This window comes from Symmachiella dynata (genome assembly GCF_007747995.1).
GTDB classification, from domain to species: domain Bacteria; phylum Planctomycetota; class Planctomycetia; order Planctomycetales; family Planctomycetaceae; genus Symmachiella; species Symmachiella dynata.
In genome coordinates this window covers 6,496,257-6,509,744 of the sequence record NZ_CP036276.1, presented here as the reverse complement: position 1 = coordinate 6,509,744, position 13,488 = coordinate 6,496,257, and the positions used below count along the sequence as shown (strand labels likewise).

Sequence of the window (13,488 nt, the reverse complement as noted above, 5' to 3'; positions counted from 1 at the left end):
CTGAAAGTTGTATGGTAAGCTACATCATCCGACGGCTGCTGCTGGGTGCCCTCACGTTGGTGCTGATCACGTTCATCATTTTTGCGTTGATCCGCAACATGCCGGGCGATCCATTGACGATGGACCTCTCCATGGTCGATCCCAGCAAAGTCATCAGCCCGCTCGAGTATGAGCGGATGAAAAAGTCCTACGGTCTCGACAAACCCTGGCCGCAAGCCTATGTGCAATGGGTGGGCAATTTGGTGCAGGGAGATCTGGGGCGGTCGCTGTCGTGGAAAAAACCGGTGACGACGGTGATCGGGGAGCACGTGGCGCCGACGCTGATCCTCTCCATCAGTTCGCTGCTGCTGGCCTATATGTTGTCCATCCCGATGGGGCTGGTCGGAGCGGTCCGCATCGGCAAAATGGACGAACGGGTGATGAGCATCTCGCTCTACATGCTGTACTCGTTTCCGGCGTTCGTGGCGGCTTTGTTTTTGCAGATTTATCTCTCCGTCAAATTGGGCTGGCTGCCGTTGTATGGCATGACGACTACGGAGACGTATGACACGCTGGACACGTTCGGCAAAGCCAAAGACATTATGATGCATGCGCTGATGCCGATCATTTGTTACACCTACGGTTCGCTCGCCTACTATTCGCGATTTATCAACGCCAACATGCAAGAGGTCATTCGACAAGATTACGTCCGCACCGCCAAAGCCAAAGGAGTCGGCCCCTCATCGATTGTGTTGCATCATGCCTTTCGCAACACATTGATTCCGCTGGTCACGATGATTGGCATGACATTGCCGGGACTGTTGGGTGGAGCGGTGATCCTCGAACGAATTTTTCAATGGCCCGGCATGGGCCAGTTGTATTTCCTGTCGCTGACATCACGGGACTATCCTCTGATTATGGGATTGACTTTGATGTTCGCGATTCTCACATTGGCCGGACAATTATTGGCTGACATCTTGTACGCGGTTGTCGATCCGCGGATTCGGTTGAACTAAACGGCTTCAATTTCATTTTTTTGAGCACAATTGCGTTTCCATGAGTGAACCGACGTCAATGCCACCGGAAATCAAGGTTTCCAAATCGGTTGGATTTTGGAGAGAGGCCTGGTCCCGTTTCCGTCGCCGGGGAACGTCGATGGCGGCGTTTTATTTCGTCTGCTTTATGGCCTTCGTTGCGCTGTTTGCCCCGGCGATCGCCGGCACCAAACCGATTGTCTGCAAATACAAGGGACACATCTATTTCCCGGCGATGGGGTATTTCAAAAACACTTGGGAGAACCCGGTCTTTCAAAAGGATCGCTTTCGTAAACGGTATCCCGTCAACTTGAAAGAAAAAGATCCCCTCAGTTGGGCCATTTGGCCGTTGGTTTATCAAGATCCGTTTCGTCGGATCCGTGAAGGGGAAATGCCCGGGCAGCCGGAAAATCCGTCGCGCGATAAAGGGACGCCGAATCGATACAACATTTTCGGCACCGACACCCGCGGCGTGGATATCTTCGCTCAGATGGTGCACGGGACGACGATTGCACTGTTGGTGGGATTTGTTTCGATGGGGATTGCTTCCACCATCGGAATCACCGTCGGCGCATTGGCCGGCTATCTGGGAGGCTGGACCGACATGATTGTCAGTCGGCTCATCGAGGTTGTCATGTGCGTGCCGACGTTGGTGTTGATTCTGGCGCTGATTGCCATCATTGATCGCCCGACGATTTGGCATGTCATGGCCGTGATTGGCTGCACCGGTTGGACGGGCATTGCGCGATTGACGCGCGCGGAATTTTTGAAACTCAAACAGACCGAATTTGTCTCCGCGGCGCGGGCCATGGGTTACAAGCCGTTGCGGATTGTCTTCCGGCACATTCTGCCCAATGCCATGGCACCGGTGTTGGTGCCCATTTCGTTCGGGATCGCCTCAGCGATTCTTATCGAAGCGGGGCTGAGCTTTTTAGGGTTCGGCACTCCGCCCCCTAATCCGAGTTGGGGCACGATGTTGCAGACCGGGCGAAACAATCTCGATATGTGGTGGATGACCTTCTATCCCGGTATGGCTATTTTTCTGGCTGTGTTGGCCTATAACCTCATCGGCGAAGGTTTGCAGCACGCCACCGACCCGCGACTGCGGTCGAATTGACCGGCAACGTTGGCGATCCGTTTTGTCACGGTGTGTTAGGCATTCTCGGTCAGCGTCGAGCCGGGTAACTCGCCCGCCAAGAGGCGGCCGATCGGTTTGCCCGCATCGAACCGCATGAGCACGATTCGCAGCACAGCGGTCATCGGCACGGCCAAGATCGCGCCAATCGCCCCCCAGAGCAAGCCCCAGAATGCCAGCATGAGCACGACGGTTACCGGGTGCAGTTCTAAGCCACGGCCCATCAATTTGGGTTCGACCACGTTGCCCACCAGCATTTGCACTAGACCGGGCCAGAGGATGACGCCTAGAAGGGAGGCCCATTCGAGTGGGTGTGGGTCTTCGGTGGCTCGAAATTGCACGAAGGCCACGGGGATCGGCAGCAGCGTAGCAATCACTGAGCCGATCGAGGGGATGAAATTCAGCATGAAGGCCAATAAACCAAAGATGCCGGCGAACTTCAGTTCGTAGTATTCCAGAATGCCCCAGACGACAATCCCAGTGAAAGCCGATAGGGCAACTTTGGTGGAAATGTACGCGCGGATCTTCTGGTCAATTTCGGCATAGATACCTTTGCGAATGACGTGTGGATTGCGGCCTGCTAAGAGAAAGATCACAAAGATCAACACAAAGAATCCTGACGAGAGCACATCGACAGCGGTTCCAGCAGTGCGCTGGGCCATGTTTGGAATACTTTTCGCCACATCGGCAGCCAACCCGTTGATGATTTGCGTGACACGCCGTTCTTCGATCCCAAACATCTCGGCAATATTGTTCCCAAATTCCTGGCCGAGACCTTCGACGGTGCTGCTGTAGTTCGAGGCAGCGGTGCCGACGCGCTGGACAGCGCCAAAGACAAACAGGCTAAAGATCGAGACAAACGCCAACACAAGCAACAGGGCAACCGTGACAGCGATTGAACGCGGAAATTTGAGGCGAATCACTTGGTAGTCCACAATTGGCGAAACGATCGAAACGATAAAGATCGCGATCACAAAGGGGACCATCACCGACCGCGTAAAAATCAACACACCGGCAATGGCGACTGCCGCCAGGACCATCAGGCAGGAGGTGACGATTCGTTTTTGTTCGTCAGTGAGCGGGCTCGTGGCCGGCATAGCGTGCATTCTCCCATTGTGGGCGTAGTCGTTGGTGGACAGAGGACTATTTGAAGTTGCGAATATAACAGAATCTGCTGGGCGGAGGATTCTGCAGCAGCTGAAAAAATGGTTGCAGTGTATCGTAAAAACAACGAAAAGGGGCGGATCAATTGAGGGGAGACAGGTAAACAAATCGAAAACCTGGTTCCGAAATGGTGATCCGCCGTCAAAATCGTTTGCAACGCATCGGCGAAACCATGATAATGGGCGAGGTCAATCTTTTCACGTCGCGGTACACATCATCTTGACCGTTGTTCATTTCTGAGTCTATCATTTTCGAATCGCCTTCCGGCGCGGGGAAGGTGCCGCGTTTTTGATCGGTTCAATGAGTGTCGTCGAGTGAGGGACTCATGCGAAATTATCATCATTGCCGCCGAGCACCGGGAGACCGCGCTTCACGCTCCGGGCGATCGGATGCGGAGGCTGCGGCGCATGATGCCGCCGCTCGCCAGACTGCTGAACGGACATTGGACGACACGAATCACGCGCAAGACGAGGCGAAAACGCCACGTAAGATCAACAAACCTAAATCCAAACGGCCAGCCCCAGCAATGGCGGACAAACCAACGCCCAAGAAAAAGAAGTCCACCCAAATCGGCGACTTCAAGCTTCTCAAACGGTTGGGGAAAGGCGGAATGGGCGAAGTCTTTTTAGCCCATCAGGTCAGCCTGGACCGAAAAGTTGCTTTCAAAACACTTTCCAAGCAATTGGCTTCCAAGAAATCTTTCATCGAAAGGTTTTACCGAGAAGCCCGCAGCATGGCCAAGTTGGATCACCCTCACGTTGTGCGCGGTTATGCCGTTGGCGAGGCGGATGGCATCCACTACGTGGCGATGGAATTCATTGACGGGCGGAGCCTGCACGATTGGATGAAAAAACTCGCGCGCATCGAGATCGGCGATGCGGTACACGTCGCAATCCGGTGCGCCGAAGCATTGGAACACGCGCATGAACTGAACATCATTCACCGCGATATCAAACCGGACAACGTGCTGGTCACAAAGTCGGGGATCGTGAAAGTGGCCGATCTGGGGTTAGCCAAGGCGCTCGACGATGATATGTCGATGACGCAAAGCGGCACAGGTTTGGGCACCCCCTATTACATGCCGCCCGAACAGGCGCGTAACGCCAAATATGTCGACGGCCGCAGCGACATCTATGCCCTGGGGTGCATGCTTTATTATTGTGTCACCGGCGCGCACCCCTTTGAGGGAGATTCGACGCTGGAGATCATCACGGCCAAGGAACGCGGCATTTTCAAATCGGCGCGGCGGGTCAATCCGGCTGTTCCGGAGCGGTTGGATTTGATCATCGACAAAGCGTTGGCGAAAGATCCCAGTCACCGTTATCAAACCTGTACTGATCTGATCAACGACCTCGACAGCCTGCAAATGGACGTGGAGACACTCAGCTTTGCCGAAGAGGCGGTTGTCTCGCCATCGACGTCCCGATCCGCTCGGCATACTCCGCGTGCACGGCGATCATCGGCCCCATCGTCGCAGCCCAGTCCGACTCCCTCACCAGGTGCGGCAACGCCGAAACCACGCGAACGGCGTCGGCCTGTTAAGCCGAGTAGTTCGTCGTCTATGCGTCCCGTGACTTCCGGCAGTCAAAAGTCCACCTCGGGAGAATGGTGGTACGTGCAGTACCGCGATTCGCAAGGCAAAAAAATTGTTTCCAAACTCCGCACAGCACAGGTGCAACAACAACTCAAGGCGGGAAATATCAGCACCCGCGCCAAAGGCAAAACCTCGGCGGACGCCGCCTATGCTCCCTTGGCATCGTTTCCGGAATTCTTGGAAATCGTCGAGCAAAAACTCATCAAAAAACGAGCCGCGCAAAAACAAGAACAATTCAACCATTTGTATGATCGTATTGACCGCGAGGAACGCTGGTACCGTCGTTGGCGTGGACTGCGGCGTTTCCGTGATTCCTTGCTCGGTGGAGCTGGGTTGATTGTGTATTTGGCGATCATTGCCGCTGTGATCGCCGCATTGTGGTTTGCCTTTCCCTACGCATTAGCCTACCTGCGTGAAACATTCCCCAATTTATTTTTATAGGCAGCTGGAGTCGGTCTCCATCAATTCGAAACGAGATTCGACTGATCTGCTGAAAAAGTCGTGGGGACAGCTGTTGGAGCGTTCCGGTTACATCGGCAATTCCGGCTGTGGCGAAACCGCTTCGACTTCGTTGCATTGGCCGCCGAAATCAAGTGATACGGGCTCCCGGTCCGACGTTACTAGCCGGCGAATTTGAGATAATTTCGTCTCCCAGCCCCGAAAAAAGACTTGATGCCGTTGGGCATCGGGTCACAATAAGAGTAGGCGATTGCTAAAGTCACCCCGGCAAGGGCTTGGCGACCCGGGTTTGTAGCTCGACCCGCTTGTTTGCATTCATACGATAAAGAGGTGTGTCGATGACGTGTTTCACCGCGCTCGCAACCCCGCTGCGAGTGATTGTGCTCGCCGGATTGTGCGGGGTCTGCCTCTCGCATTTGGCTGCCGATGAAGTCACGCTCAAGAACGGAACCCGATTTGAAGGTCGCTCGACGCCGCTCTTCGGACTCGGCACGGGGCCCAGAGGAGGCAAAAACCGGGGGCCGACGACGGTTTATAACGTCACAATGGTCGACACCGGTTTGGCTCGCTACTTTGTCCCGCGGACGCAAGTTGCTGAATTTGTAGCGGACCAGATGGGCGGGCAGAATCAGGTCTTCAAACTTCCGCAACATGGCCGTAGCGGCGCGGTGGCCATTCAACAGATCGGGCGGTTCCTCAAGGTGACCCCCTTCGACGAATGGGGCCGACGGCAGATCACGATCAACGCCGGCGGCAAAGAACGTGTGGTGATTCAGGCGATTACCGAAATCAGTCCCGATTACTTAAAACTTGAAGGGATGAATCATCGATGGGACTCGGGAATGGCCACGAGTTCCCTGCCTCGAAAAACGTTGGCGGCCCTCCTCGAAAAAGCGACGAAGCCGGATGATCCCGACCACCGCATGGCCATCGTCCGTTTCTATTTGCAAGCCCAAATGTACCGCGACGCCAAGCAGGAATTGGTCGCAATTGAAAAGGATTTTCCCGAATTCGCCGACAACGTGAAGGATGTGCGTTTGCAATTAACGCAAATGCAGGCCAAGCAATTGCTCGACGAACTCAGCTTGCGACGCGCCGCCGGGCAACACCAACTCGTTTACCAGAGCACGCTCAAATTTCCCTCCGAGGATGTGAGCCGTTCAATTCTACGTGACGTCACCGAAATGACGGCTGACTACGAAAATAAAAAGCAGCAGCGCGAACTGTTTGTCACCAAAATTCATGAACTCCCCAATGACTTAAGCAATAAAGACCACGCGGAGGCTGTGAACAAACTTGCCGATTCGCTGATTGCAGAATTCAATATTTCCACGATGGACCGGTTAGAGTCCTTTTTTCTGTATGCCAAAGATGGTGGCCTGCCTGCTGATGAACAATTGGCGCTAGCAATTTCCGGGATGGTCGTAGGCAGCAGTTACGCCGAGACCGACTTGGACCGCGCGCTGCGGTTGTGGAAAGCGCGGGAGTTGGTCATGGAGTACTTGGCCGTACTTCCCGCTGAGGCTTATCGGCGACAGGAAATCCTGGTTGAGTTGGATGAGCTGGAAGGAATCGATGCGGCCAGCATCGCGCGAATCCTACCGTTGCTCCCCTCCGCTGTAAAAACTCCCCAGGCCGTCGTGGGAGCGCCGTTTGAAGTCGCCCTTCCCGCCCAAGAGGAGGAACCGGCTGTGAACTACACCGTGATACTGCCGCCTGAATACCACCCTGGCCAAAACTATCCCATGATCGTCGCTCTTCGCGAACAGGGAAAAACCACGCAACAAGAAGCCGAGTGGTGGGCCGGTACAGCCGAACGAGCGGGACAGGCTCAACGTCACGGTTACATCGTTATCGCCCCCGAGTATGCGGCGACTGGCGCGTTTGCCCACACCTACTCCTCTGACAGTCATCACAGTGTGGTCGAAGCGATCTACGATGCCTGCCGCCGATTTCAAGTCGACTCCGACCGAATTTTTCTATCCGGCCACGGCATGGGAGGAGACGCCGCGTTTGATATTGGATTGTCTCATCCCGACATGTTTGCCGGGGTGATTCCTATTTGCGGCGTGATTCGCAATAACTGCCAATTCTATTGGAGCAACGCCGAGCATCTGCCGTTGTACGTGATCGGTGGTGAATTGGACCGCGACGTCCCCAACGAGAATTCCGGCGTGCTTATGCGGATGATGATGCAAGGCTATGACCTGATCTACGTCGAATACATCGGACGTGGTCGCGAAGGTTTTTATGAAGAGATCCACAAGCTGTTCACGTGGATGGCCTTGCAAACTCGTCCGCGCACGCTGCGGGATTACGAAATGAAAACGATGCGGGAAACCGACGGCCGCTTCTATTGGTTCGAAGCACAGGGGCTCCCTAGTACCATCAGCGTGACCGATTGGACGAACCGCCGCCGCCGCGGTAAGCGCGCCATGCCGTTGAAGGTCCACATTTCACCCGGCAACACAATCAGCATCTCATCCGGGGCGGAACGCAATACGGTCTGGCTGTCGCCCGATATTGTCGATTTTGACAGCCGCCTCCGCGTGAACATGAAAAACCGCATGCGGTACAACGACTTCCCCGAGGCGGACCTAGAAACAATGCTCGAAGACTACCGCCGCCGCGGCGACCGGCAACAGATCTTCTGGACACGGCTGGATTTTTAGCTGCGACTGCGCTCCATCCAATTTGCGATTAGAAATCACCGTTAGCTCCCCCCCGCTTGACTCTATTGAGGAGTTAGGAGAATGGCCGACGCAACGAATTCAAACGTCAATTATTGGCAAACGGCTCAGAAACTGTTGGGAGGAAGTTTCTTTTGCGGCCTGGTTGGAGCGATGTGTAGCCCGTGGACAGGTAATGGCAGCCTTTCAGTCTCAATGATGATGGGCGGAGTCATAGGCGCCCTTATAGGCGCGTATATCGCCATGTCCTTTGAAGACGTCTATATAAAATTGACGGCGATCCTGTTCGCGAATCACTCATCGCAGGCAAATGCAAAGCCACCGACAGTCGGCTTCGCCCGTGGTGTGAATTTGGCTAGGTTTGCATGCGTGTTTCTAATGCCGCCATTTCTCGTCGTTTGCTCCTTTGCCCTAGTTGGTTTGTCATTTGTTTTTGACGTGTTTGGCAATGGTCATCATGGCACGCTTGAACTCGCGCGCGTCCTATTTTGGTTAGTCGGCTTGTATTTCAGTCATACATTTTTGGTTGCGGCTGGAACATGGATTGTTCAAGGCATCAGTTGGGTGCGGATTCGTGGACAAAACCAAATCGTCGCGATACCAACCCATCGTCAACCGCCTCAAGCCTGACAGCGATCTCCAGGTTTGTGTACATTTGTTCATTTTGGCTTGCGGTCCGCGTCGTTTCTCGGCACAATGGGGAACATTGCGTCTCAGACAACTTCCCTGACCGTTCCCGCAAGCACGCTCTATGCTCGCTAAACTCTTTACCTATTCGCTGTTGGGAATCAACGCCGAGCCGATTGAGGTGGAGGTCGATATCTCCCCCGGTGCGATGCCCAAGACGATTCTCGTTGGATTGGCCGAGGCAGCGGTGCGGGAGAGTACGCATCGCATCGAACGCGCGCTGGTCAATAGTGGATACAACCGGCCGATTGATCGCATCGTGATTAACCTTTCGCCGGCCGATCTTCCCAAGGATGCTGCCTCGTTCGATTTGCCAATCGCCCTGGGCATGTTGACCGCCAGTGGTCAGTTACAGTCCGAGCGGTTCGACGAATACGCCGCTGTCGGAGAGTTGGCGCTCGACGGGGTGATTCGCCCGGTCAAAGGGGTCCTGTCGATGGCCATCGCCGCTCGTGCGCAGGGCAAGCGGGGCTTGCTTGTGCCGGTGGAGAACGCCCAAGAAGCGGCCGTTGTTGGCGAGATCGAAGCGATTCCCGTTGGCTCGTTGGCTGAAGCAGTGGGATTCTATTCCGACCGACTGGACGTCCAGCCCACGCAATTCAGTTGGGAACGCGCGCTGAGCGAATTGGCCAAATATGAAATTGACTACCAGGATGTCAAAGGCCAAGAACTCGCCAAGCGCGCCGTCACAGTCGCCGCGGCCGGTTCCCACCACCTGCTGATGCTTGGATCACCCGGGACGGGAAAAACGTTATTAGCCTCGCGTTTGCCAACCATTTTGCCACAACTTAGCCCCGAAGAGAGTTTGGAGACCACACAAATCTATAGTGCGGTCGGCCGCTTGAATGCCGGGGAATCGTTGATGATGACGCGCCCCTTTCGCGCGCCGCACCATACGATCAGCGAAGCAGGTTTAGTTGGCGGCGGCAGCACGCCCTCGCCGGGCGAGATTTCGTTGGCACACAACGGCATTTTGTTTTTGGACGAACTGCCCGAATTCAATCGCCGGACATTGGAAGTCCTGCGGCAACCGTTGGAAGACGGCAATGTCACGATTTCTCGCGCAATGGGCAGCATTACCTTTCCGGCAAGTTTGATGATGGTGGCGGCGCTCAATCCCTGTCCCTGTGGTTATCGCGGCGACCCGAGGCGGCAGTGCAAATGCAATCCCCTGCAAATCGAACGCTATTTAGGCAAGATCAGCGGCCCACTTTTAGATCGCGTGGACATTCACCTCGAAGTCCCGTCGGTGCCGTTTCGTGAACTTTCGGACATGGCCCCCGGCACGGGCAGTGGCGATATGCGGCAGCAGGTCGAAGCGGCCCGTGAAATTCAAGGAGCCCGTTTTCGAGAGTACCGCATCAAGACCAACGGCAAGATGGCTCCGCGACAAATCCGCAAATTCTGCCGTCTCGATTCCGATGCGGAGACGCTGTTAAAAACCGCCATGGAGGAAATGGGCCTCTCGGCCCGAGCCCACGACAAAATCCTCCGCGTCAGCCGCACGGTCGCCGACCTGGACCGCAGCGATAAAATCACCGCACTGCATTTGAGTGAGGCGATTAACTATCGCACGCTGGACCGGAATTATTGGGCTTGAGTTTATTGCATTCCAAATTGTAAACGGCCCAGTTTATTCCGTCTCATTTCTGCATTCATAACGCGTGGCGTTTACATATTCGACAAACATGTTTGTGGCAAAGGGCTGCACGTTGCCGCTTCCGCAGCTACCGGAACTACAGAGCGGGGTGCATGCTGCCATAATTTTTCGTGTCGATGAGCCAAGCGCGTTTGTCGTTTGCGTTGAGCACCAGTCGGGGTTGGATGAAGGAGCACAACAAGCATCGGGGAATGCCCATTTTTCGGTCAAGAGTGACCGGCGGCAATATTGAGACACATCGTCTGCAGTGCCGAATTGGAGGAATTTCACGCAGTTGGCCGTACTGCATGTTTCTTCAGAAAGGGCAATACTCCAGGTCGTCATTAGCCCACAGAGGACGGCGACAATGACTAGTGCGACTTGTTGTCGACTACGGGAGTTCTTACTCATCGAGTTACTTCTTTCTCAAGTGCAAGCTGACGGGAGATACGGGGGCTAGCGTGGGATTGCAAAACAAGTTTGATTCCGGCAGCGGTGTGAGGAATTCAAATGAATGAAACCCTACGTTGGCGCATTGAGCTTCGCGCTGACGAGCCGGACCGGCATCCGTGACGAAAGAGGCGTCAATTCAGCGGTGACTTCGCAATTGATTCCAGCGAAGAACGAGGCCTACGCAGACAAAGACGACCACGGAGAGGTTGATCTGAACCAAGACCCTTTTCCACCGACTTTTGGAAACACGTCCGGTACCGGAGAGCAGCGATTCGTAAGGCAGCCCGCGTTCTCCCAGTGCAACGGCTCGCTGCTTACCATCGGCCATCACAATATGTTCGTGCGCTTTGTCTTCGTGAACCCACGTCCCGGGCGGAAACTCGAATTCGAAATCAGCATCAGGCAGCGTTGGATTAATTTCTGCACGAGTCAAGGTTCCATTCATGGAGAGTAACGATTTCCCTTTCTTGTCGAGCATGGCAAAACGCCACTCTTGAGGGAGCCAGACCCTTGTTTCGTCGACCGGTAAATACTCGACGTCTAATTGGTTGGCGACGAGACCGTCTCGAATGAATTGCTGTCGAACGATCACAAAATCACGAGACGGATCGAGCCAAAGTTCAAATTTTGTGGTCGGTGTTGGCTGATACCGCAGCACAACGCAGTCCCGGTCTTGATAGGCAGCACGTTCCTGGGTGATGTCAAATTTCTCCAGCGGTGCCACTAAGACACTTGACATCGAGGGCCGGTAACACCATAGAAATGGCTTCAAATATGTGGAATTGACTTCGTCGCTGCCAACTTGTTGGCTTGCATGTCCTCGGGGATACTCAGTGACATATCCGGGGGGCAGGTATACTTTGGCCGTCTCGCCGTTTGAGACACTGACGAAACTGTTTTCGCCGCGAGGTGCGTCGACCTGCCAGATCTCCTTTCGGAAGGTGTGTCGAATCTGATTCTCTTTCAGACTGAGTGACGATTTCACGCTGTATTGGGGGACGTCCGGTTCGACGCGTGACTCGCCCGGCATTAGCAGGTCGTCTGTAATGAGGCGAATTTCTGTCCATTCGAATCGAGCGGATTTCACACGCTGTTCTCGCTCCTCCCAAACTTTGAGGATTTTTTCATGTGTCAGAGCACCAGACGCTGGGGCATCGACTTGTTCAGCAACGACCGGTTGGATTGAAACTGCGGTCAGTAGAATCGCAGCGGTCATGCCTGCTACTGTGGAATAAAGTCCCCTCACTCCAGCGACAGGAATCATGTGTTGCATCTCCCGTTATTAAAAAAAGTGGGATGTCGAGAATAGTTCAAAGCGAGATTTCACAGACTGTGTAGGTCAAGCGATATGAAACGGTGACCGGCGCCTGGTCTTCTGTATGGACTTCGAAATGAACAATCGTCGAATAATTTCCCGGTTGCTTGCCGGAGGTCGATTTGACCTTGTAAGCCAATTCGCCGTCGTTTTCATTTTCCGAATCCTGCGGAGGGGCAATCTCGATATGGTCGTCGGAGCAGACGACTTGATCGACGTACAGTGCTTGTCCCGATCGTGACCGAATGAATACGGTGTTTTCAGAATTTTGACCTGGACGAAGCAACCCCAGCGCTACCTCACTTGGGTACACTTCCACATCACCAACGACACGCCCTGTTACCTGAACCGAGACGGGGGGGAGTTCGACTCCATCACGTGTTTCAGCCCTCAGTTGCAGCGGAAACTCAAAAGGCCCAGGCGAGCGATTGCGGAGATAAAATAAGAGACTCGTTTTGTTTGAAGGACTTTTAGCAACGGTGGCATGACCCCACTCTTGATCAAAATGGATGCCAGTGAGTGAAACGCCGCTAGCACAGGCAACCGGCAGGATTGCGGTGGGTTGCTCAGAGGAATCACACGTCACCGAACCGATGTCCCAAACGCGCGGGACATTGTCGAACGGATGCCGAAGGTTTCCTGTGACGTACCATATGTCCGCAGGCGTCGTTTCGATGTCAGAATAAATAGGTTTGATCGCGGCCGAAAATGAGGAGTACGGACCTGTCGCCTCATCTGCTGATAACCGAACGCCGTTGTCGCGTAGATCCAGAACGACATCAATGTTCTTTGTCCCTCCCGGGGGGACGACAAAGGATTTCGGATTCGCTTCGACGCACGAGCACGCCGTACTGAGTTCTTTGACTTGGATACTGCGGGGACTGGGATTGCGGACTTTGACTTGCCAATGGAAGTTGGATTGCCCCCAAACTTCACCAAAGTCTAGCGTTCTTGTTTCGGGAACTAGTTTTGCAGGAGCCATCGGTTCCTCAGCGACACTGTGCCCAAAGAGAATGAGAAAAGGAATTAGCGCAATGCCAGATAGAAGGAATTTCATAACGTGTACTCCCAGGTGAGGAATCTAAGGGTTTGTCCATAGCGAGTAATCGCACGGAACAACGTTGCCACACACTGAATTCCCTGGAGCTGCGAGTGGAGAGCACGAATGGCAATTTCGTTTATTGCAACTGTTTGACCTAGAAAGCAGGCTTGCATTCCGTAATCATCTTCGTCGCACTGAATGCAATTATGGATGTTTCATATTACGAGCGGTAATGTTTCTTCGCTCACTAATATTAATGCGCGTGTGTGACAGTCCTCTTGATCTGATTCTGTAAAA

The 13,488-nt window shown here is 54.1% G+C and carries 9 protein-coding genes; 6 read left to right on the top strand and 3 right to left on the bottom strand.

Features of this window, described 5'->3' with window-relative positions:
- The first annotated feature begins 11 nt into the window (after positions 1-11).
- Positions 12-995 (top strand): ABC transporter permease, encoded by a 984-nt coding sequence (locus tag Mal52_RS24780; protein WP_145379198.1) that lies wholly within the window; start codon positions 12-14, stop codon positions 993-995.
- 40 nt (positions 996-1,035) lie between these two features.
- Positions 1,036-2,130: an ABC transporter permease subunit gene (locus tag Mal52_RS24775; protein ID WP_145379197.1), complete on the top strand. Its 1,095-nt coding sequence runs from the start codon at positions 1,036-1,038 to the stop codon at positions 2,128-2,130.
- Between the two features lie 35 nt (positions 2,131-2,165).
- On the opposite strand, the gene Mal52_RS24770 is transcribed toward Mal52_RS24775, so the two are convergent.
- Complete coding sequence (locus Mal52_RS24770) at positions 2,166-3,245, bottom strand: AI-2E family transporter (protein ID WP_197533462.1); 1,080 nt, start codon at positions 3,243-3,245, stop codon at positions 2,166-2,168.
- A 392-nt stretch (positions 3,246-3,637) separates the two neighbouring features.
- On the opposite strand from Mal52_RS24770, the gene Mal52_RS24765 reads away from it, so the two are divergent.
- From Mal52_RS24765 to Mal52_RS24750, 4 genes are all read left to right on the top strand, one after another.
- On the top strand, positions 3,638-5,347 hold the full coding sequence (locus tag Mal52_RS24765; RefSeq protein ID WP_145379195.1) for a serine/threonine protein kinase: 1,710 nt from the start codon (positions 3,638-3,640) through the stop codon (positions 5,345-5,347).
- A 356-nt stretch (positions 5,348-5,703) separates the two neighbouring features.
- Positions 5,704-8,037 carry a carboxylesterase family protein gene (locus Mal52_RS24760; protein WP_145379194.1) on the top strand — a complete coding sequence of 778 codons (2,334 nt, stop codon included), beginning with the start codon at positions 5,704-5,706 and terminating at the stop codon, positions 8,035-8,037.
- An 81-nt stretch (positions 8,038-8,118) separates the two neighbouring features.
- The gene (locus Mal52_RS24755) at positions 8,119-8,685 is read left to right on the top strand and encodes a hypothetical protein (RefSeq protein WP_145379193.1); all 567 of its coding nucleotides are present in this window, start codon (positions 8,119-8,121) and stop codon (positions 8,683-8,685) included.
- Between the two features lie 121 nt (positions 8,686-8,806).
- Positions 8,807-10,342: a YifB family Mg chelatase-like AAA ATPase gene (locus Mal52_RS24750; RefSeq protein WP_145379192.1), complete on the top strand. Its 1,536-nt coding sequence runs from the start codon at positions 8,807-8,809 to the stop codon at positions 10,340-10,342.
- 628 nt (positions 10,343-10,970) lie between these two features.
- Here Mal52_RS24750 and Mal52_RS24745 read toward each other — a convergent pair.
- Positions 10,971-12,098: a hypothetical protein gene (locus tag Mal52_RS24745; RefSeq protein ID WP_145379191.1), complete on the bottom strand. Its 1,128-nt coding sequence runs from the start codon at positions 12,096-12,098 to the stop codon at positions 10,971-10,973.
- 46 nt (positions 12,099-12,144) lie between these two features.
- On the bottom strand, positions 12,145-13,206 hold the full coding sequence (locus Mal52_RS24740; protein WP_145379190.1) for a DUF1573 domain-containing protein: 1,062 nt from the start codon (positions 13,204-13,206) through the stop codon (positions 12,145-12,147).
- Between the last annotated feature and the right edge of the window lie 282 nt (positions 13,207-13,488).

Bases quoted from the DNA above. Each gene is read 5' to 3' on its own strand.
- Mal52_RS24780 (WP_145379198.1), top strand. From the start codon at position 12: ATGGTAAGCTACATCATCCGACGGCTGCTGCTGGGTGCCCTCACGTTG.
- Mal52_RS24775 (WP_145379197.1), top strand. From the start codon at position 1,036: ATGAGTGAACCGACGTCAATGCCACCGGAAATCAAGGTTTCCAAATCG.
- Mal52_RS24770 (WP_197533462.1), bottom strand. From the start codon at position 3,245: ATGCCGGCCACGAGCCCGCTCACTGACGAACAAAAACGAATCGTCACC.
- Mal52_RS24765 (WP_145379195.1), top strand. From the start codon at position 3,638: ATGCGAAATTATCATCATTGCCGCCGAGCACCGGGAGACCGCGCTTCA.
- Mal52_RS24760 (WP_145379194.1), top strand. From the start codon at position 5,704: ATGACGTGTTTCACCGCGCTCGCAACCCCGCTGCGAGTGATTGTGCTC.
- Mal52_RS24755 (WP_145379193.1), top strand. From the start codon at position 8,119: ATGGCCGACGCAACGAATTCAAACGTCAATTATTGGCAAACGGCTCAG.
- Mal52_RS24750 (WP_145379192.1), top strand. From the start codon at position 8,807: ATGCTCGCTAAACTCTTTACCTATTCGCTGTTGGGAATCAACGCCGAG.
- Mal52_RS24745 (WP_145379191.1), bottom strand. From the start codon at position 12,098: ATGATTCCTGTCGCTGGAGTGAGGGGACTTTATTCCACAGTAGCAGGC.
- Mal52_RS24740 (WP_145379190.1), bottom strand. From the start codon at position 13,206: ATGAAATTCCTTCTATCTGGCATTGCGCTAATTCCTTTTCTCATTCTC.